The sequence below is a fragment of the Methanocella arvoryzae MRE50 genome (assembly GCF_000063445.1).
GTDB lineage: Archaea > Halobacteriota > Methanocellia > Methanocellales > Methanocellaceae > Methanocella_A > Methanocella_A arvoryzae.
Window position 1 is genome coordinate 1696804 of record NC_009464.1, and the last position, 20413, is coordinate 1717216.

Annotated in this window: 22 protein-coding genes and 1 pseudogene; 15 read left to right on the forward strand and 8 right to left on the reverse strand. The window is 55.9% G+C overall.

The features are described from left to right. Nucleotides 1-3 precede the first annotated feature (3 nt). The 3 genes from RCI_RS08470 to RCI_RS08480 form a co-directional block, all read right to left on the reverse strand. The gene (locus tag RCI_RS08470) at nucleotides 4-834 is read right to left on the reverse strand and encodes a hypothetical protein (protein ID WP_012036012.1); all 831 of its coding nucleotides are present in this window, start codon (nucleotides 832-834) and stop codon (nucleotides 4-6) included. A 123-nt stretch (nucleotides 835-957) separates the two neighbouring features. Continuing rightward, nucleotides 958-1815 carry a hypothetical protein gene (locus RCI_RS08475; protein ID WP_048198303.1) on the reverse strand — a complete coding sequence of 286 codons (858 nt, stop codon included), beginning with the start codon at nucleotides 1813-1815 and terminating at the stop codon, nucleotides 958-960. A gap of 80 nt (nucleotides 1816-1895) precedes the next feature. Further along, nucleotides 1896-2372, reverse strand: a complete 477-nt coding sequence (locus RCI_RS08480) for a GNAT family N-acetyltransferase (protein ID WP_012036014.1) — start codon at nucleotides 2370-2372, stop codon at nucleotides 1896-1898. Between the two features lie 66 nt (nucleotides 2373-2438). Between RCI_RS08480 and RCI_RS08485 the strand changes: the two genes are divergently transcribed. The 10 genes from RCI_RS08485 (at nucleotide 2439) to RCI_RS08535 (ending at nucleotide 10963) form a co-directional block, all read left to right on the forward strand. Next, nucleotides 2439-2903: a methylated-DNA--[protein]-cysteine S-methyltransferase gene (locus RCI_RS08485; RefSeq protein WP_012036015.1), complete on the forward strand. Its 465-nt coding sequence runs from the start codon at nucleotides 2439-2441 to the stop codon at nucleotides 2901-2903. A 118-nt stretch (nucleotides 2904-3021) separates the two neighbouring features. Beyond that, entirely contained in the window at nucleotides 3022-3648 is a 627-nt protein-coding gene (locus RCI_RS08490; RefSeq protein ID WP_048198305.1) for a hypothetical protein, read from the forward strand. 496 nt (nucleotides 3649-4144) lie between these two features. Then, nucleotides 4145-4918, forward strand: a complete 774-nt coding sequence (xth, locus tag RCI_RS08495; RefSeq protein WP_012036017.1) for an exodeoxyribonuclease III — start codon at nucleotides 4145-4147, stop codon at nucleotides 4916-4918. Nucleotides 4919-5069: 151 nt separating this feature from the next. Then, nucleotides 5070-5723, forward strand: coding sequence for a hypothetical protein (locus RCI_RS08500; protein ID WP_012036018.1), 654 nt, complete (start codon nucleotides 5070-5072; stop codon nucleotides 5721-5723). Nucleotides 5724-5942: 219 nt separating this feature from the next. Continuing rightward, a complete protein-coding gene (locus tag RCI_RS08505; RefSeq protein WP_148266578.1) occupies nucleotides 5943-6647 on the forward strand; it encodes a hypothetical protein in 705 nt (234 codons plus the stop codon). 236 nt (nucleotides 6648-6883) lie between these two features. Continuing rightward, nucleotides 6884-7225, forward strand: coding sequence for a hypothetical protein (locus RCI_RS08510; RefSeq protein ID WP_048198309.1), 342 nt, complete (start codon nucleotides 6884-6886; stop codon nucleotides 7223-7225). A gap of 2 nt (nucleotides 7226-7227) precedes the next feature. Further along, on the forward strand, nucleotides 7228-7566 hold the full coding sequence (locus tag RCI_RS08515; protein WP_012036021.1) for a hypothetical protein: 339 nt from the start codon (nucleotides 7228-7230) through the stop codon (nucleotides 7564-7566). A gap of 170 nt (nucleotides 7567-7736) precedes the next feature. Beyond that, a complete protein-coding gene (locus RCI_RS08520; protein ID WP_012036022.1) occupies nucleotides 7737-9071 on the forward strand; it encodes a hypothetical protein in 1335 nt (444 codons plus the stop codon). A gap of 1091 nt (nucleotides 9072-10162) precedes the next feature. Beyond that, nucleotides 10163-10396 (forward strand): hypothetical protein, encoded by a 234-nt coding sequence (locus RCI_RS08530; RefSeq protein WP_048198313.1) that lies wholly within the window; start codon nucleotides 10163-10165, stop codon nucleotides 10394-10396. Between the two features lie 306 nt (nucleotides 10397-10702). Further along, nucleotides 10703-10963 (forward strand): hypothetical protein, encoded by a 261-nt coding sequence (locus RCI_RS08535; protein WP_012036025.1) that lies wholly within the window; start codon nucleotides 10703-10705, stop codon nucleotides 10961-10963. On the opposite strand, the gene RCI_RS08540 is transcribed toward RCI_RS08535, so the two are convergent. Beyond that, complete coding sequence (locus RCI_RS08540; protein ID WP_012036026.1) at nucleotides 10960-11697, reverse strand: hypothetical protein; 738 nt, start codon at nucleotides 11695-11697, stop codon at nucleotides 10960-10962. The two genes, RCI_RS08535 and RCI_RS08540, sit on opposite strands and share 4 nt — an antisense overlap. Nucleotides 11698-11746: 49 nt before the next feature. On the opposite strand from RCI_RS08540, the gene RCI_RS08545 reads away from it, so the two are divergent. Next, nucleotides 11747-11953 carry a hypothetical protein gene (locus tag RCI_RS08545; protein ID WP_048198317.1) on the forward strand — a complete coding sequence of 69 codons (207 nt, stop codon included), beginning with the start codon at nucleotides 11747-11749 and terminating at the stop codon, nucleotides 11951-11953. Nucleotides 11954-12080: 127 nt separating this feature from the next. Here the strand turns inward: RCI_RS08545 and RCI_RS08550 are convergent, their stop codons facing one another. Both RCI_RS08550 and RCI_RS08555 read right to left on the reverse strand, forming a co-directional pair. Next, on the reverse strand, nucleotides 12081-13853 hold the full coding sequence (locus RCI_RS08550; protein ID WP_012036028.1) for a ribosome biogenesis/translation initiation ATPase RLI: 1773 nt from the start codon (nucleotides 13851-13853) through the stop codon (nucleotides 12081-12083). A gap of 94 nt (nucleotides 13854-13947) precedes the next feature. Continuing rightward, the gene (locus RCI_RS08555) at nucleotides 13948-14289 is read right to left on the reverse strand and encodes an EMC6-like membrane protein (RefSeq protein ID WP_012036029.1); all 342 of its coding nucleotides are present in this window, start codon (nucleotides 14287-14289) and stop codon (nucleotides 13948-13950) included. Nucleotides 14290-14696: 407 nt separating this feature from the next. Here RCI_RS08555 and npdG point away from each other — a divergent pair, with 407 nt between their 5' ends. The 3 genes from npdG (at nucleotide 14697) to RCI_RS08570 (ending at nucleotide 17201) form a co-directional block, all read left to right on the forward strand. Further along, nucleotides 14697-15350: an NADPH-dependent F420 reductase gene (gene npdG / locus RCI_RS08560; protein ID WP_048199154.1), complete on the forward strand. Its 654-nt coding sequence runs from the start codon at nucleotides 14697-14699 to the stop codon at nucleotides 15348-15350. 165 nt (nucleotides 15351-15515) lie between these two features. After that, the gene (locus RCI_RS08565; protein ID WP_048199156.1) at nucleotides 15516-16172 is read left to right on the forward strand and encodes an endonuclease III domain-containing protein; all 657 of its coding nucleotides are present in this window, start codon (nucleotides 15516-15518) and stop codon (nucleotides 16170-16172) included. Nucleotides 16173-16295: 123 nt separating this feature from the next. After that, nucleotides 16296-17201, forward strand: coding sequence for an Mrp/NBP35 family ATP-binding protein (locus RCI_RS08570; RefSeq protein ID WP_012036033.1), 906 nt, complete (start codon nucleotides 16296-16298; stop codon nucleotides 17199-17201). Between the two features lie 303 nt (nucleotides 17202-17504). Here the strand turns inward: RCI_RS08570 and RCI_RS08575 are convergent, their stop codons facing one another. Next, nucleotides 17505-17720 carry a YgaP family membrane protein gene (locus RCI_RS08575; RefSeq protein ID WP_012036034.1) on the reverse strand — a complete coding sequence of 72 codons (216 nt, stop codon included), beginning with the start codon at nucleotides 17718-17720 and terminating at the stop codon, nucleotides 17505-17507. Nucleotides 17721-17855: 135 nt separating this feature from the next. Beyond that, nucleotides 17856-18041, reverse strand: a pseudogene (locus RCI_RS16265) (YgaP family membrane protein); the annotation flags it as partial. A 107-nt stretch (nucleotides 18042-18148) separates the two neighbouring features. Between RCI_RS16265 and RCI_RS08580 the strand changes: the two are divergent. Next, on the forward strand, nucleotides 18149-20401 hold the full coding sequence (locus tag RCI_RS08580; RefSeq protein WP_012036035.1) for a winged helix-turn-helix transcriptional regulator: 2253 nt from the start codon (nucleotides 18149-18151) through the stop codon (nucleotides 20399-20401). The last annotated feature ends 12 nt before the right edge of the window (nucleotides 20402-20413 follow it).

Consider the following 20413-nt stretch of genomic DNA (forward strand, 5'->3'; position numbering starts at 1 on the left):
TGCCTATGCGCTGGATCTGTAGATGGCGCGGTCTGCCACAGCGGGCTTCATCCTGCCGTAGAAGGCTGCTGCCAGCCCGAGGCAGCACGCCGTAAGCAGGACGAAGATGACGACCTGGGGGATGACGATCTCTACGCCGCTCATCGCCATGAACACGACCATGGAGAGGATGCCCGTGCCCAGGGTGAAGCCCTTGATCAGGACCACCGATGCCAGAGCATAGCCCCACGCTTCCCGCTTCAGCAGCAGGTACCCGGTGATGGCCGCCAGCGGCACGATGATGCCGAGGTCCAGCGCCTGGATGACCAGAGTCGTGTACGTCTCCAGCACGGGAGGCCTCTCCCCGGCCAGGAGCGACGGGAAAATGATGCCGCCCACCCACATCAGCAGCAGGACGAAACACAGGAAGAACATAAACGCCGCAGTGACCCTCACAGGCGCATGCGGGAGGCATTGCCTGACCTTGCCGACGTCCAGGGTGAGCACGCTGCAGGCGAACGTGTACAGCGAGACTGAGAACGCCGCCACGTAGACCAGGAACATGTTGTTATAGGCGGTCAGGAAGGACTGGGATGCGTAGGTGTACAGGAAGAAGAACACCGTGCCCGTCCAGATGAGCCGGCCGCGCAGCGACTGCTTTGCGGCGTAGAAGCCCGATACGAGCAGTAGCGGCACGCAGAGCACCAGCACGACTAAGTCGTTGCCCTGCTGCTGGGCTGCGCCCGAGATAGTGTCGTTCTTGTACGTGTCCGGCAGAAGCAGCCCCGAGCCGGCCGCGATGATGGCGAGCACGGCGATGAGGGCCGTAGCGATGAGTATGAGTTTGCTGTCCATGTTAAATCCTCTACAGGTAACATATTACCTGCACTGGTAATATATTACGTATTGGTATATAAGGATTTCCATCAGGTAACATATTACCTGTATGATCTGCCGCTTACAATCCACAAAAAGTCTTTATCTATAGAACCGCTGCCTGTTCCTCATCCGCCTCGCGGCCCGGGATTTCTCCGCCTCGAAGAGCTCGTACAGCTGCTTCGGCAGAGGCTTGTTGTAGCCTTTTCTGCTCCTGACAAGGTAGATCCTGTTAGGCAGTTCCAGGTTCTTGAAGAGGAAAGTCCTCAGCCGGCTGAAAATGAACCGGGGGTTGTCACCGTCGAGGTATATCTCCGGGACCGTCCGGTGCAGGTTGCGCTGCTCCTCTTCTGCTTCGAACAGCTCCCGGTAGTAAGTGGCGTTCAAGGCCCCCTGGAGATTTTCCTGCAGCGCCTTGTTCGCCCACACCTTATTCACGAAATTCTTCGCGCCTTTCTCGTCCAGCTCGGGGCAGCCCCGGGCGATGACCTGCAACGCGAGGCTCTTCAGTTCTTCGGGATAGTGCTCGTAGACATAGTACATCTGGTACTTGGCTTCCCTCCGCATCTCCCCGGCGGTCCTGCCTTTCAGCCTCGGCCAGACAGGGTTTTCAGGGGCCTCCGGCATACCTAAAAAAGGCTCTTTCAGCGGCCGGCCCTCGAAGACCGCCTCCCGGGCGATCCGCTCCGCCAGACGGACAGAGAATTCAATGCTCGCCACCTCCGCAGCGAGATCATCGGCGGCCGGCTCCGGGACTGCAGGCATCGCCCCCGGGATTTCCTGCGCATCTGCAGCGCGGGCGTTTTCTAAAAGCGCTCTTTTCGTCGGCCACCCCGCAGCATCGATACCGGCCTCCCGGGCTATCCGCTCCGCCAGACGGACAGAAGATTCTATGCTCTCGGCTTCTGATAATGCAGCTTTATCAGACTTATCTTTCCCGGCCCTCTTAGAGCGACCCATAATCCCACACCTGCGAGACGCAAAGAACACGCCGGCATGTCCGCTCCGGCATATCTAGAAAAGGTTAGATAAATGATACCTTATATTTCTTTGCTCCACAGGACCATGTGCTTGCCGGGGCCGTTGTAGTCTTTTATTGCCTGGACCCCCTCAACTTCGATCATGTTGGCCGCTGTTTCCTGCCGGAGGCCCATGCGTTTGTAAAACGCCATGCCCGTCTTGTTCTGAGGCCTCGATACTGCAGTGATCTTCTTGCAGCCCATGGCAATGGCCGCCTGCTGAAACTGGCTGAAAAGCCTCTGGCCCACGCCCAGCCCCCGGTATGAGGGGGCGACCTGCAGCAGGTGCATGTACGCCTGGTCTGGCAAGGCCTGGGATCTGAAGCCCAGCAGGTAGCCGATCAGCTCACCCCTGTCCTCAGCAACAAAGCAGGTGCCGCGGAAGTGCACGCACATGACGTGGTAGATCGTCTCCCTCTCGATGACCAGGTCTCCCCATTCCTTTGACTTCTCCACAATACCGAGGAAATCACTCTCGAACACGTTTCTGACCAACATCTCGTACGGCGTCTCCGGAATGACAAAGTATTCATTCCCGCATATTAACTTTATCGTAGGATTGGTATGGTAGCGGACTGGATTTATGCAGAGCCCATCGGCCTTTACGTGATCGTGGATGTGGACGTGGACGGCAAAACCGTAGAGACCCTGGAGATGACCCGGAAAAAGCCAGCTTTCAAGGCCGCCGGCACCCCCGTGGCAAAGGCGCTCGAGGCCTATTTCCGCACCGGCTCGGACGAAGTCCTCCGTGGCTTCGACTTCGACCGCACCGGGCTGACCCCATTCCGCATCAAAATCATGGAGGCACTGCGCCGGGTGCCTGCTGGCGAGACCGTAACCTACGGCGAACTCGCCGCGGCCGCCGGCAGCCCCGGAGCCGCCAGGGCAGTGGGCAACGTCATGGCCAGGAACCCCGTGCCGATCATCGTCCCCTGCCACAGGGTAGTAGCGACAAACGGGCTGGGCGGCTTCACCGGCGGGCTGGACGTCAAAAGAAAACTGCTGCGCCTCGAGGGCGCTGAATACTAAGCTACGGACTACGCCGCGCCGTGCCCTGACACGAAGGGCAGGGAGGACATGAAAGCCGTTATTATCGCCAGCCAATATTTTTATATATTGTGATTTATACTTCACTTGGTGTCCGCCTGTGAAGCGTGAACTTGCCATCCTGATACTCTTACTGCTGGCCTTGCTCGCGTCAGGGTGCGTGAGCGGCATGCAGGGCTCGCCCTACGCCAACGCCACCCCGGGCAAGAAGCTCTACGATCTGGGCAACGCCAGCCAGTGGGCCTACGCCGTCAACATGTCCGCGAACGAGACGTCCTCAGAGTGGAACATGACCGTGCACAACTACGCCGGCAGCCCGAGGCACATGGTGATCCACACTTCAGGCAACGGCATGGACATCATCTACGACGTATGGTGGAACCAGACCACCTACCGGGTGGAGCGCATGCACGCGAACGGCAGCATCGGCGACTACTACCAGGACCACGACGTCTCGCCCCTGCAGATCCAGACGCTCCCCGACACCGGGCTGAACTACTACTTCGTCCCCTTCCAGCCCATCCGCACCGTCACCGCCAGAGGCCCCGACGGCAGCATGGCGAACCTCACAGTATATGCGGCAACCGACAACCAGGGATTCACCGTCGCCTACTGGATCCACCCCGCCGTGCCTGTGCCGGCAAAGATCCTGATGTCGACAAGGGACTTTAACATTACAATGATGCTCACCGACTACAAACAGGGGCCGCCGCTGCCTCCGATATAGAGTGCACAAGGTCTGTTCCTGCAGCTTTGACCGGGTGAGACAGCAAGACGAACGCTGCGCTATGCGTCACCTGATCGCATAGGCTCCCCGAGACAGCAAATCGAACGCTGCGCTGTGCTAATCCTCACAGATGCCACAGATTGATACAGAATCCACAGATTAGTAATGGATAGCACAGATGACACTTGATTCCACAGATAACAAAAAATATTCTGATCGATTGTCATATGCTTGCTATCTGTGATTGAATAATATTGCGTATTCCTTCTGTGCTATCGTGTAGTAATCTGTGGATTCAGCAAAGGAATCTGTGGAATCAATCGGAATCCGTGGCATCTGTGAGGGTCTGGCACAGCGCAGCGTTCGACAGCGTTCACCCACACAGAGACAACTGTTTACATGTAGCCTTGTAGTGGTGGCCGGCACAATGCAGCGTTCGTGTATATTCACCGGCGCATAAGCAACCTTTTTCAAATAATAAGCCTACTCTCCTGTCATGACCGAGCTGGAAATCCTCTCCTGGAACGTGAACGGCCTGAGAGCTATTCTAAAGAAAGGCTTCGTCGACTTCATGCAGGAGAAGAACCCGGATATTCTCTGCTTGCAAGAGACCAGGGCTTCCGAGGAACAACTGCCCCCGGAGATCATGACCTCGTGGGGCTACCACGTCTACTTCGCCTCGGGGGAGAAGAAAGGGTACAGCGGCGTGGCCATACTGTCGAAGGTGAAGCCCCTCTCCGTGGCCAGAGGCTTCGGCATACCGGAGTTCGACCGGGAGGGGAGGGTGCTGATCGCCGACTACGGGGCTTTCGTGCTGCTGAACATCTACTTTCCGAACGGCAAAGCGAGCCCGGAACGGCTGGCCTACAAGATGCGGTTCTACAACGCGTTTCTGGAGTACGCAGACCGGCTGAAGGCACAGGGCAGGAAGATCGTGGTGTGTGGGGACGTGAACACGGCACACAAGGAGATCGACATCGCCCGGCCCCGGGAGAACTCGAAGATTTCGGGCTTCCTTCCGGTTGAGAGAGCGTGGATGGACAAGCTTATCGCGCACGGGTACGTGGATACGTTTCGGCTGTTCAACGATCAGCCGGGCCAGTATACGTTCTGGGACACGGTGACCAGGGCCAGAGAGCGCAACGTAGGCTGGAGGATCGACTACTTCTTCGTCTCGGAAAACCTGAAAGAACAGCTGAAAGCCGCTTTCATCATGACGGAGATCATGGGCTCGGACCACTGTCCGATCGGTATCAGGCTGGACGCCTGACCAGAGATCGCCGGCTCAGCGATCGATTCCCAAGACTGTGATTAGGTATATATTGTTTGAGGCAGAGTGAGTAGTATCAATACATCCAGAGGCGCTGCAGGCGGACGAAGGATATCTGCCGGCTACGCCGGGATTATCAGGAGGGTATGACATGAAAAAATACGTCAGTATCTTATTAGTATTACTTGTAGTGGCAGCACTATCGGTTTCAGGATGCACCACGCCGGGCGGCGACGGCGGCAAGACGACACCCACGGCGACGCCGGGCGCAACCGACGAGCCAGGCGTACAGCCGACCGCTTCAGCAACGGAATCGCCGGGCCTCATGGACACGTTAAGCTCGCTGTACCAGATGAGCAAGTTCACCTGGTACGAGTACCAGTACATGATAGACATGGGCGAGGGCATGACCATGAAGATGAAGACGAAGATGGAATTCCTGGGCCAGGCGGCTGACCCGGAGGATGGCGTCGTGGGCGAGCACATCAGGATGACGTCTACGACAAGCATACCGGGCATGGGCGACCAGACGACCACCAACGACTTCTACACTAAGCCGGACTCCGACAGCTCTGACGCTGATTCGGATGACTATTGGAGCTCCACCGCCAAGATCGTGAACGTCGGCACTGAGACCGTCACGGTACCTGCAGGCACGTTCGTCTGTACCAAGTACTCGGTTACCGACAGCGACATGGAGGGTACCAGCTACTTCTGGTCCTCGCCTCAGGCACCTCTGCCGGTAAAATACTCCACTACGGTGGAAGGCCAGACCATGGATATGGAACTGGTCGGCTGGGGCTAAAACACCCCAACCTTTCCTCTTTTTAGATATTAGCTTGCACTTCTGCCTGCCAGGCTGCGGGCGAACCTGAGGCCCTTTACTGCTCAGATCGGATTCATATGGCTTCGTAACGATTAAATAGCATTTTACCAAATACTCCATTACCGCATTTACATCAAGCCCTGGCAGCTTATTCGAAAGCTCCTGCCGGGCATCGACGATAGGTGTGGAGGTAGTATTATGAGGAACAAGACAATCGCAATTCTACTTGTTATGGTCATTGCTGTAGCGGTAGCCGTATCTGGCTGTACCGGCGGCAACGCGAGCGTAGATCCGAGCACCAGCCCGGGAACCACCACAAATCCGACGGCGAAGACCAGCGAGCCGGACATGCCGGAGATCAAGCTGAAGGATAACGGCAACTTCAACTGGGCCGAGTACAGCATGAAGTCGGACCCGGACGACGATAATCCGACCAAGGTCAGGTACGAGATGACCTTGGAGGACTACGAGGGCACCCCGGCCAGGCACCTCAAGATGATCATGGAAATGATGGGCATGGAAATAGTCTCCGACGTCTACATCAGCACGGCCACCGGAAAGGCGATCGCCGCTAAGGTCACAGGCATGGGCATCGAGACGATCGTAGACGAGCAGAACCTGTCCACCTACGACACGGCAGACCCGGCATCGACCGTGGGCGCCTTCACGAACGCCGACGGCGGATACGCCGAGTACGTATACAAGGGCGCCACCCCGGACGTGGTGATCATCAACGGCCACACCTACGCCTGCACCAAGTACACCTTCTGGAAGTCCTACAGCAAGGACGGCTCCTCCAGGATGGAAGTCTGGATCGACCCGAACGTACCCCTGCCCGTGATGACCCAGGAGTACTACAAGAACGAAAAGGGCGACAGCATCGAACTGCTGGGCTGGGGCTAAACAAACGCCCCTTCCCCCTTCTTTTTTAACGACATCTCTGGCGATTGCCGTTCCTGGCTATCCGAAAATGTGCCGACATCTTCCTGCAGGTCAGCTTCTCCGGCGGCAACAGGAAAGAATTATGTATCATCCCTTAGACAATTCAATTATCGCATGAGATGCATGGGCTTGCTTTGATAGCCAGCTATCCGGGAAGCACTGCATCTGTTTATGGAGGGTATGACATGAATAGATATATGATTCTATCAGCACTGGTGGTAGCGGCAGCGCTATCCGTTTCCGGATGCTGCTGCTGTTCGGGGCTTCCGGGCGGGGACGTAGACATCGGGATCCCCACAAGCCTGCCGGGGAACAATGACGATGACTATGACTACGATGACGACGACCCGCTCTCGACCAGATCCCTGTTCGACAACAGCAACCTCAACTACTACGAGTGGCGGTGGACGTCCACCTCGGAAGGCGAGACCAACACGTTCAACTACCGGGTAGAGCGGGGCACAGAAGACTTCAAGGGCGTGGACACAAAGTACAAAAAATCACCTTCACTGACAACGACAGGGACCCGGACACCCTGACCGTGTATCTAGACTCGACGGGCGACAAGGCGATCGGCCTCCTGAGCAACGGCGAGGAGATCTCCATGGAGTACGGCGGTGAAGCGATGGCACATGCCTTCGACGCCTACGATGTCGGCGCCATCTGGGCTAACTACGACTATGATCTATCTAATGCAGTGCCGGAGACCCTGACGATCAACGGCAAGACCCACGTCTGCAAGAAGTACTCGGTAGACAGCCTGTACGGCGGCACGTCGATCTGGTCGGCCAGCGTGGACGGCAAGCCGATGGCGGTGCAGATAAAGTACAACGATATTCAGGGTAACTCGATGCTGTATCAGTTGTGGGACTGGGGTTAAGGCCCCAGCCCTTTTCTTTTCTTAATTTTCAAGCATTACTGGCTGTTGATGCCGCCTCAAAGCCTACATCGGCAGGCTATTCTCCTAGTAATTTCCCACCATGAGACTATTATAGGGTTACAGACAATTACTATACGATAATTTGTATAGTATTCGACGAGGCAAAGAGAATGAGAGCCGGGAAAATAGCGGTGATCGCTGGCATGATCGTCATGGCAGCGCTGGTTTTGGGCTGCGCAGAGCCGGACAGCACGAGCATTGCTGCCCCGACACCGACAGACTATCCTTCGAATGTGACGGATGACGAGCCAGGGCCCTCCAGGCTGTTCGACATGGACGGGATTTCATGGTATCAGTACGCTGTACAGCAACAGACGAAGGATACGGTCGAATACCAGAAGCATGTAGTTGAGTACGCTAACGAGACGTATCGCACAGGAGTACCGGTAAAGCACACGAGTATAAGCCGGTTCTGGCTGCACAAGGATCTGGTAAGCGGATTCAACATATGGGAGAGTAGTACCGATAGTACTCCGATCGACTCCAGCTTCGGAGGCTGGCAGAACGGTACGCCATTTGCACTTGCCCCGGGCGCCCGCGGCGTCTCGGGCTTAAAAATGTACGACCTTTCCACCCGGTTCAACGCAAGTACAGATACTACTCTGAGTACCACAGGCTTCGAGCCCGTCAGGTACGGCGATCAGGTCTACAACTGCACCGTGTACGCTATGCCCGGTAACAATGCGACTTACAGGATATGGCACAACGAGTCCCTGCCGCTGCCGTTGAGGGTCGTCATCGACGACACGTACCCCGATGACTTCCCGGAGGGATTGTGGACATACGATCTGGAAGACTGGGGGTATAGCCCGGACAAGTACGACTACGACAGAGCTTCGCAGGATGGCGAAAAGACAGGCAACCACCGTGGATCGTCAACCCTGTTTGACATGCGAAACGTTTCCCGGTACCGGTACATAGTAGCCCTCCGGGTGAACGACGAGCCCGAACAGGTGAAGCTCGACATCAGCTACGAGTACCCTGGCGATAAGAGAAGCAAGTATACACAGGTCAACAAAACCTGGCTATACGAGGACAACTACATTGGCTTCAGACTGGAGGAGGGCCAGGACAACGGAACGCTCCTAAGTGGTAATGTTACGGGAGGCGTAACGTATGGGCAGCCCTGTGCAGGCCGCGAACTCTACCTGCTCCTGATCGAGGATTACCGAAAAGAGGACGTGTCGACCAGATTCGATGCTGGCACAGACGGCACGATGAAGCTCGCGGGCTACGAGGCCATCCGCTTCAAAGGAGATGTGTACAACTGCACCGTGTACGAAATCACGGCAGAAGATGATACTTTCCGGGTCTGGCACAACACCTCCCTGGCCCTGCCGCCGAAGATCGTGGCCACTTACGAGAAGCCGGGGAAATACTTCTGGCACCCGGGCTTCGGCATCGTGAGCGGTCCCATCACATATGAACTGGTGGACTGGGACTGAAGAACTTACAATAGCTGGATGTTAGGGGAAGTTTTTGTAAAAATCGTAAAGGTGGCACCCTTAGGTGCCTCCGAAACCTCCCCGTCATCCGGCTTGCGCACACGTACCATGGAAAATGGGAGGTTGGGGAGTGCCCGGAGGTCAGAGAGACTTTTCAAGCTGGGAGGTCCGGGAGGTCTGGAGATCAGAGAGGAGGACAGTGAGGGGCCAGAGGAACGGGGAGGAACAACCAGCTGTTGGGGATCGCCTTTTGAACGCCTGCCTTGGCAGGCGTTCTCGAGGCGATTCGTAGACGATCGCTGCGCTGTGACCGACTGGAAGCAGTCCCTTGTATACAGAACACAGATTGCACGGATTGCACAGATTGGCACAGATGATTACCTGAATAAAAAAATAGAAGTACGGGAAGCCATTTCTGATTATTATCTATTAGAATCTGTGTAGATCTGTGTCATCTGCGCAATCTGAGTTCAAGCACAGCGCAGCGTTCGTGTTGCTGTCTCACCGAATCCGGGCAATCAGAAACGCACAGCGTAACGTTCGCGTACGTTCACACGAGAATCTACAATGGCATGCGTCCCACGACCTGATCGAACTGGCGTCCAAAAGTTACAGTAATGACTATACTTCGCGTACGTTGTGTAAACGGTACGGGCGCCCATACAAAACGTTCCAGTAATGACTTTTGGATGAAAAGGGTATTTTCATGTAGGGTATGAAAAATTGAAAGTTGGCCCTGTATAGGTCGAAAATACCGCCAAGCTCGCCAAGGTGCCAAGCCCGCCAAGAGATAAATTGTTCATGGAACGCCATGGTGTCAGGCTCGCCGGGCCATATTTAGCTATTCATCTTGATCCTGATCGAAAAGCCCCTGACGAGCATGGCTTCCCGGCGGTCCTGGCGGCCCGATAACCATAGCCGATATAACACATTTTCATTGGGCTATACACCAAGTTCTATCTGACAGACGATTTCTTTCGATACGCTCTTGCCTCAAGTATATCCGCAGATATAACATTCATTATATTGTAAATTAGTGTTTGTCGAAGAGCCACAAGAGTACCTATATATCCCCAAAGGTGAATTCTCGTATGATGAGCAGAACACTCGAAGTCAGGCTACGGGTCTTCAAAGGTGAGAAAATGCTATGCGCCAGCAACGAAGAGCTGGGCATATTTACACAAGGTAAGAGCTGGAACTCGCTCATGAAGAACATCCGGGAAGCTATCGAGTGCTATTTTGACATACCTTCGGCAGACTCCGTCAGAATTGTGCTGGACATCGATCCGGCAGTGACAGATAATGCCGAGACTGCCTGTTGTTAGTGGTTTAAAATTTGCCGCAATACTGCGGCTACAATTTCGAGAGACAGCGAGGCAGCCATATGATTTTTCGGTATAAGTCGGGCCATATCGCGGTTCCAAGGTATAGGAGCTTGATCCCGGGCTTCTCCGGGGCATGATTAAAACAGTATCTGTCCAGACAGGTTTGACACCGGAAGAGCTAATCGAAATGCTCTTCCGGTGAGGTCTACTTTTCCAGATTTGCTTCCCGAACAGTCTTGCACTTGCACACAGATAAAAATCATTTAATATCATATATTCGTATAATAGCCCTCAGAGTGGAGACCGTTGCCAGGCTGGAAGAGTGTGATCATACTGGGGATAGTGACCGTAACGCTACTCACCTCTGGCTGCTACACCTTACAAAAGTACACCGACATTGGTGCATATTCCGATCCCGGCTCGTCGGCCCTGCCTGGCTCGAAGCTGAACCCGGCACCCGTGGGGGAGATGATCACCTACTACCCGACCACTGGAAACAAGTACTATAGATATGATACAAACTTTCTGGGCTGTACTCTCTGCCTCACTCTTCCGAATTGCCATTAGTGCAGCGATAGAATCCACACAATAGCGCAGTAGTACAGGATAATAGGCCAGGCGATAGCCATGACTATCACAGTGGTTTTCACCCATGGTCTACCAAAGGCTGCCACGCATCCTCTGATCCAGATTACGAAGTCCCGGGTCGGATTGGCTCGCTGAGCATGGGCGTTTAAAGAGGAGAGGGATCCGAAGGTCGAGTATTTGACGAAAGCCCACAATGTGAACAGGACAGGAACCAGCAGGTGGACCCAGACCAGCAGGATCACCAGTATCTGAAAATATTTTACGTTACCGTAAGGGTCTACGTAATGCGAGGGGTCCAGGGTACCGCTCACCAGGAAGAGGCCGAACTCTGGAAAAGCCGCCAGCCCTGCCGCGCCCGTCACGATCCACATCACAGCTCCCGTCGCGAGGCCGTTCGCGGCCGCGGCGCTCTCGCCCGAGATCTGGTTTATCCACGCTGAAACGGCTCCGGCAACCGCCACCATAACGAACAGGAGAGCCATGCAGAGCATGGCCAGGAAGGCGAGAGCTAGCATCTCCCCGTAGATCGCATTGGCCGAGCCCGGATTCTGCCAGATGTCCGAGGCCGCGAACGCCAGAGCCCGGAACCGGACCCACGCTTTGTACAGCGCGAAGAAGAAGAGTAAGTTGATCAGAGCGAAAGAAATGCCGGCCCCGAGAGACCCTTTTAGGTACGTACTGAGGAAATCCCTGATACCCATATCCATCGCCACGTCAGATAATAAACCACAATATCTGCAATTTTAATATATAAAGAAGGTGGTGGACCGAAAAAAGAAAAAATTAGAGGTTCTTGTTGTTGAAAAGTACCTCTCCTGTCGCTGCGTCCACGACTACCTGACCGCCGCTCTACAGACCGTTGCCCTTGCCGGTCACGTCGACGAGCCTGGCCAGGTGCTTGACACCGGTGCTGCCCTCTTCGTATACGATCAGCTCCAGATGTTTGCCCGAATAGGTACTGCCTGGTAACCCCGGAGCGCTCAGCGGACCGTTCTGCCAGTTGAAAGTAGAGGGACAGTAGAGGGACAGGCGAGGCTAAAAAAGTATAAAAGAGGAGTGACGTTGCTCTGATCCCGATCTTCAGATCTGCACTAGATTACTCCTCTTGAGGCAGGTAGTAGTACTCACCCAGCTTCTTCTGCTCCCGGTCCAGGCTGGAGTCGGGCTTGTTCACACGGGGCCGGTGGGTCTCCTCATCTCTCCTGAACGTGACGTCGAGGCTGGACAGGAACCGGTTCATGCCGTCCCGCATGTCGAACGGGCCGTGGACTTCGCCGTGCACGCCGGGCTCGCCGTCGAACACGAGGAGCCTGTCGCTCAGCAGGTCGATCATGTAGATGTCGTGGTCGATCACGCATACGGTGACGTCGTTGTTCTCCGCGAACCGCTTTATTACCTTCGTCGCTAAAGTCCGCTGCTCCACATCGAGGTGGGCGGACGGCTCGTCGAGGATGAAGATCTGCGCGTCCCTGCCGAGGCAGGCCGCTATCGCTACTCTCTGCAGTTCGCCGCCGGACAGGTCGTTCAGGTTGCAGTCCATGAGCCTCTCCAGCGCCAGCGGGGTGACAATTTCAGAGCGGAAGTAGCTGGAGTCGAACTGCGGCGTAATACTCCTGAGATAGAGCCGCACGCTTATCTCCGCATCGTCGGCCTTGATATACTGGGGCTTATACGAAATCTTCACGTTGTAGTCGAGCTTGCCCTGGTCCGGCTGGATCTCGCCGGCCAGCAGCTTGGCGAAAGTGCTCTTGCCGATGCCGTTCTGGCCCACCACGCCGACGACTTCTCTCTTGCGGAGATGGCCGCCCTTGACGTCTAGCCTGAAGGTGCCGAGGGTCTTGCTGAAGTTGCCGAACTCGATGAGGTTCTCCACTACCTTTTGATCCCGGGGCGCCTTGACCTCGAACTCGATCGGGTACGGCCTTATCCTGATGTTCTCCTCGGGCAAATACCCTTTCAGGTACTCGTTGATGCCGACTCGCACGCCTTTGGGGTGGGTGATGACACCGTACCCGCCCGGCTCGCCGTAGCCTATGTGGACGACGTCGGCCAGCAAGTCCAGTATTGCCAGGTCGTGCTCGACGACCATGACGTTGTGTTCCTCGCCCATCTTCTTGATGAGCTTGGCTACCTTGATCCGCTGGTAGATGTCCAGGTAGGGGGTGACCTCGTCGAAGAAGTAGAAGCCGGCGTCCCGGGCCATGCACGCCGCTATCGCCACGCGCTGCAGTTCGCCGCCGGAGAGGGCGCCGATGTCCCGGTCCAGCAGGCCCGTAAGGTTGAGCTGTCCGGAGAGCTCTCCGAGCAGTTTCCGCTCGTCCGCCTTCGCCAGAAGATCCCGGACCTTGCCCTTGAAAGCCCTGGGTATCAGGTCTACGTACTGGGGTTTCTGGGCGGTCTTCGCCTTTTTACTCGCCACGTTGCGCAGGTAATCCTGCAGCTCTGAGCCCGCGTAGAACTTGAATACGTCCTCCCAGGTGGTGTCCTTCTCGCCCAGGTTGGGCATCATCTGGCCGGACAAAATCTTGATAGCGGTACTCTTACCCACGCCGTTGGGGCCGAGGATGCCGCTGACCTTGCCAGGAGACGGCTGGGGCAGTCCATATAAAGAGAAACCATTCTGGCCGTACCTGTGGGTCAGCTGGTCTGCCAGCTTGTCGGGCAGGCCGATGATCATGATCGCCTGGTTAGGGCATTTTTTGATGCAGATGCCGCAGCCCACGCATAGCTCTTCAGAAATGATAGGCTTGCCGTCCTCTCCCATGACGACGGTTTCGTCCCCGCTCCTCACTTTCGGGCAGTACTTGATGCACTCGGAGGCACACTTGCGGGGCTGGCAGCGGTCCTTCTGTACGATGGCTATTCGCATTTTATAGCACCTTTGGTCACATTGTTTTTATTATGGCATGCATACGGCAGCCTGTCTTAAAAATATTATAAAGCCAGGGCCGAAGGCCCTCTGTCTAGAAGAACGGGCCGAAAAGCTGGGGCTGGCCCCCGATGGGGGGATTGAGAATGATCGTCCACGTCACGTACCAGTAGCAGAACGTCATGAACGAGACGAAGAACCAGTCCTTGAAAGCGAACTCGGAAGACTTGACCCCTATCAGCGGAAAGAGGTACTTCTGCGCGTAGATGGCGAGCGCCAGGATCAGGAACGAAAAGCTGGCGCGATCCGGGCTCAGGAAATACGGGCTCGACAGGAACCCCGCGACGGCGCCCATAAGGGACGCCAGCAGCACTATTTTGATGCCCCGGACGTGGGCAGCGACCTTCTCTTCACGGGTCGGTGTTTTATATTCCAAATTTAGTCCTCCGAAGGATGTTGATAGGATAGATCGATCGATTGATCGATGCAGTGAGTATAATAACGCGGCGGTGCGTATTAACTTTGCTGGCTGGTAACAGCGCTTAATATTTATTATTTGTGTATATCCGATACACAGAGTTCTTCAGCCTGTCCGTCCGGGAGAAAAGTTTCCCGGATGGTATATAAATCTGCTGTGTGAGAGGACAATCGAAAGTACTGATAGCACTGCATTTTGACCGACTGGAAGCAATCCCTCGCATGATAAAGACCAAGGGCAGTACTCGCCCCATGTTCAGCACGATACCGTTTTATAATTGCGCGATTAAGTAGTATATACGTCAGGGCATCTGTCGAGCGTACTGGTAAACTATCCACTCGAAACGAAGCCCTCGGGTGATTATCATGAAGATCGCAATTCTGGGAGGAACCGGTGACATCGGAGAGGGTCTGGCACTGCGCCTGGCCTTGAAGCACGATGTGATCGTGGGATCGCGTGAGGAGGCAAAGGCACAGGAAGCCGCAGAGAAGTACAACAACGTGCTGAAAGAGAACGGCTTCAGGGGCGGCATCAAGGGCATGACCAACCTCGAGGCGACGAAGAACGCACAGATAATAATCCTGGCAGTGAAATACCAGGTCATGATCCCGACTATCGAAAGCGTCTTCGACGAGCTGGATAACAAGATCGTGATCACGCCCATCGTCCCGATGTCCAAGTCCAGGCTGTGCGCCTACACGCCCCCGGAGCCCGGCAGCGCATCCCGGCAGTTATGTGCAGTACTGCCTCCGGGTATCCGCATCGTCTCGACCTTCCACACGCTCCCCGCGCCGAGGCTCGCCGATCTCAAAGACCCGCTCGGGTTCGACCTGATCGTCTGCGCCGACGACGAGGAGGCCAAGATGGTCGCCATGAAGCTGGCCGAAGACCTGGGAGGCGTAAGAGCGCTGGACGGCGGCAGCCTGGAGGAGGCAAAATTAGTGGAGTCGCTGACGCCACTGCTGATCAACCTGGCAATAAAGAACAAGACGAAGCCGCTGTCGATCAAGTTTGTGTGAGCTGAGGGCTTAGAGTTCATGGTAAGCCTTCGGCTTGGGCTGGTATGGACTTGAAATAACTAAGAGCATGTCCCGGCCTGACAAACCACTGGGGCAGCCTGAGAGCCTTCGGCTCAGTGCTAAGGCTCTGCGCGGCAGGCCCCAGCTCAGGATCGGGTAATGAAAATGAATGACATAAAAACGCTTTACCATATTTTATCGGCCGAGTTCGGCCCCCTTTACGACTGGTGGGTCGCCGGCTCCCCCTTTGAGCGAATTGCCGGCGCCATCCTGGTCCAGCAGACACGGTGGGAGAACGTGGACCGGGTTCTTACTGAGCTAAAGAATCGAGACCTCATGAGCCCCGGGTCGATTGCTGCCCTGCCTCTCGAGGAACTGGAAGATATCGTCCGGCCCACAGGCTTCTACCGCAACAAGGCGAAGAGCCTGAAAGCTGTGGCAGAGTACTTCACGGCCAGCCCGATCGATAGTATGTCGAACAAGCCCCAGCACGTGCTAAGAAAAGAGTTGCTCGCCCTCCGGGGCATCGGCAACGAGACTGCGGACGTCATCCTGCTCTACGTGGCCGGGAAGCCCTCCTTCGTCATTGATGCTTATACGAAGAAGCTGTGCGGGTGCATGGGCATACAGGGTAATTACGCAGAGCTGCAGAGGCTTTTCGAGGATGCGCTGCCCCGGGATGTACCGGTATACCAGCACTATCATGCGCTGATCGTCGAGCATGGCAAGCGTTACTGCGGGCGGAAGGGGTGCGATAGCTGTGCTGTCGCCCGGCTGAGAAAGTACCGGGGTACGCCAGCCTTTGAACTGGCGAAGCCATAGGCTACGTCGATTTTTGTCAGGCCGGGACGATTCTTTGTTAGGCTATATGATTGCCATCAGGCCAGGACGAAGGCCGCACAGGAAAATATTTTAAAGCTGAAGTATAAATTCTGTCGACCTATCATGTCCGACACTAACGATAATACCTTATCAGCCCCCGAGTGCTCGTCCTGCAAGGACGGCAAGGGCTCCAGCAAGTGCGCATCCTGCCCGTCTGCCTCTCCGGAAATGAGAGCCAAGAAGTCCGAAACCGAGCAGCAGATCGAGCAGAGGCTTTCTAAAGTAAAGCACCGGATTGCAATTGTCAGCGGCAAGGGCGGGGTTGGCAAGAGCACGGTTACGGCCAGCATGGCGCTGAGCCTGTCGATGCTGGGCAAGAAGGTAGGCGTGCTGGACGCGGACGTGAGCGGCCCGAACATACCCCACTTACTCGGTTTGGAGGGCCGGAAGCTCGAGGCCTCGATGGAAGGCCTGGAGCCGATCATGAACCGCAACGGCATCAAGGTCATCTCCTCAGAGTTCGTCCTGACCACGAGCGACACCCCCATGCTCTGGCGCGGCCCCATGAGGACGACGCTGGTCACCCAGTTCGTAACGGACACCAACTGGGGAGAGCTGGACTACCTGCTCATCGACCTGCCCCCCGGCACCGGGGACGAGCCCATGAGCGTCATGCAGCAGATCCCGCTGGACGGCATCGTCATCGTCAGCACTTCCTCTAATTTATCTGTACTGGACGTGAGCAAGATCATCAACATGGCGAAGACCATCAACGTGCCCGTCCTGGGCCTGATCGAGAACATGTCCTACATGCAGTGCCCGGACTGCGACAGGAAGATCCGGCTGTTCGGGGAGAGCAAAGTCGAGCGCCTGGCCAAGCAGTACGGCCTCCGCATGATCGGCGAAATCCCCCTCGACCCCCTGAACAGCGGCGTCGACGAGCTGCCGGCCGACGGCAGATCGCTGATCGTCACCGCCATGAAGCCCATCGCCCAGAGGGTCGCCGACCTCGCGGAGAAGCACAAGTAACCTTTTTACGCCTGCCGCCTGGCAGAGAACCACGGCGGCGCTCCCATTTTTCTCACAACGATATATAGACATTTTTCACCACAGAGCGGACAGAGAACCACAGAGATGCACTGAGTGACTGGTTTACCACAGAGTGCACGGAGACTCACAGAGACGCACAGAGATTTTTAGATAAAATGACAGACGTATAACCAGTTATAAAGTAAGTCTCTGTGTATCTCTGTGCCTCTGTGGTTAACCGTTCTCTGTGCATCTCTGTGAGCCTCTGTGCCCTCTGTGGTGAAAGTGGTAATACAACTATATTCACCGCTCTGAAGCCTGGCAGGTGTTCTTTCCCAGCAGCTCGTACACGACGCACCACCTGGCAGCGGCCTCATACGCAGAGAAGGCACCGACAGACAGCAGGAGAATGCCGGCGAGGGTGTTGATGTTCATGGCTACGGGCGCGCCTATGGCGACGAGCGTAAGTCCGAGGCCCATGCGGATGAGCTGGTCCGTGACGCCGATGTTCGGTTTCATCGTGATCAGACAACGGTTTCCGGCTTCGCCATAAAATTCGTTGGGCCCGGCCTCAGCGAAATAACGGTGTAACGCCGCTGCATTTGATGACCTCTGCCCACGGAGAGCGGAAAAATCCGGGCGTAAAACTCCTGCTTACCGCTGGCTGATCGGGCACGTGTTCTTTCCCATCAGGGCGTACAACGCACACCACCCGATGGCGGCCTCGTATATCAGGAAGACGCCGATGATCAGCGGGATCAGCCCCAGCCACGGGTTGATCTGCCAGGCCACGTAGATGCTGACGGCGGCCAGCAGCCTCACCATAGCACGAACGTGGCGCTCTGATCGGCCTTCGAAATTTCAGAAAATGGCAGAGCAGCAGATGCTTAACCGGTTGTGACAGAAACTATATTTTTACCCCTTTCATAGTCTCGTCAGGTAATCGTATGGAGAGGGCCAAAACTTTCGAGGCGACCGTAGTGCTATCGATCATCCTGCTCGGAGCTATGCTCGTCACAATGGTAGCGGCAGGCGGGACGGAGGATGCGGGAAACTGGAGCACTTCCTCGATCAACGCCACACCGTACATGTATACGGGCCACGATGACACTCTCTACCTGTTCAACGATTATTCCGTCAAGGCTATCGACAGATACGGAAAAGCCGAATGGTCTTATAATGTCCCGGAACCCTGGACGGCGATAGGGGTATGGTCGAGAAAGCCGGAGATCACCGAAGGAAACGGGCTCGCCACGACTCACGAAGCCGGGGCAGTTTTTGCCGACGACGAAGAAATGCTGTACCTGTACCTCCAGAGGGATGCGGATATCAGGGGTATGATCGGATCGCATGAAAAGGTGGTCGCCTTAAGAAATGGCAGAGAGGTCTGGGACATGGAGCTGAATGGGAGCAGCTTCAGGGGCGACTTCGACGATGCCTGGATACAGGAACACGGAGACTGCCTGTATATCTTCCACTCGTACAGCCTCGACGTCGTCGGTAAGAATGGAGAGCCACGGTTCCGGATAGACGACGTGTCCGACCCTCCGGCGATAGGCCCGGACGGGGAGATATACCTGGTTAAGGCAGTCGCTTCAGCAAGCCTGAGCACATTCTATCCGGGCGGGAGTTTCCGGGGGCCCTCCGGTACCGTGGAGGCATACTACCCCAACGGTTCGCTCTGGTGGCGATCGACGATTGAGGATAACGTAACGAGACAGGCGATCAGCCGGGCTGTGGTCCCTGACGGAGGCACACTGCCATTATGCCGGGACAATGTGTTATACCTGCCTGTGCGAGATGGCCTGGTGGCCATGGACACTGGAGGCGAGGTGAAGTGGAAAGTGCGGTTTGACGAGAACGTGACAATGTTACAGTCAATGCCGTTCGGCCCGGATGGCATCGCGTATATGCAGAGTGACAACCTGTACGTCAGGCCGGTGAAAACTTCTACGCACGTTTACGCCATAAGCAAAGATGGGAAAAGCACAAATGCCAGCCAGAACCATCCGATCACGGACCTGGCCGGCGCCTCGGATGGGATCGCCTACTACGCTGAAAAAATCGCCATGGACAGTCACAGGCCAGGCCTGGAGAGTCTGATGGAGGTACGGATCGTGGCCAGCGACCTGCGGACCGGGCAGGACATCTGGAGCCTGGAAGTGCCTGCGGCAAGGCTAAATGTAGTGGTGGCAGATGAGCAGAACGTGTTCCAGATCTTCGAATACCCTGGATATGCATACGCCTCTCTCGCGTATAACGAGCAATATCCGGATCTGGCTACCAATCCGAAAGTCATTTTCGATGTCCAGGGCAAATCTCTGGTGAGCTTCATCCAGGGCAGGAACGTGTCGTACGTCAGCTATTACTGCTATAACTACGAGTACCCGATAGCGGTCGCTGAGAGTGACTCGTCAGGCCGGCAGTTCACCAGCCTGTCCACAGGGTACGAGCCCCCGGAATCCCACCCGGCCCTCTTCAACCGGTCCCGATTCTGCTATGCCAGCGGCATCGCCGCTCTGGACAGGAACGGCACCATTCTCTGGAACAGGCCTCTCGATTCCCGGGTGGCGGGGATCGCGATCGGCAACTCGACGATCTACTATGGTACGAATGGCGGGGGTCTTACGGCTATCAGTGACCGGATCGCCCTCGGTCTTACAGTCACGGCGGCCCTCTACCTGTTTTTCAGGTTCTTCCTTGTGGGCGCCGTGTTCAGGGCCCGGAACAGGCTGGATAACAACGAGAACAGGCAGTCTGTCCTCAGGCTCGTGCGCGATAAGCCTGGCAGTACCATGTACGACGTGGCCCGTGACCTGAACATGAACCTGGGCACTCTGCGCTACCACCTGCTGGTTCTATGCATCAACCATAAGGTCCGGGAACACCGTGACGGAAAATACGTCCGGTACTTCCCCGGCACGCAGACGTTCACTCCGGAAGAGCTGGAAGTCATGTCCCTGCTGCGACGAGAGCCTGTGCGCCGGCTGATGAGCGTGCTCTGCGAGAAGCCAGGCATATCGAACGCCGAGATCGCCAGGGCACTGGGAATATCGGAAAGCGCAGTCAGCAGCTACATGCGAGACCTCTCGGCAAAAGGGTTTGTGGACAGAGAGATGACGCCCTCCGGCAGGACGACATACGTGATCAGAAAGGAGCGGCTGCAACAGGTGGAGCATTCGCTGGAGATTGGCGGATAACCCTGTTTTCGA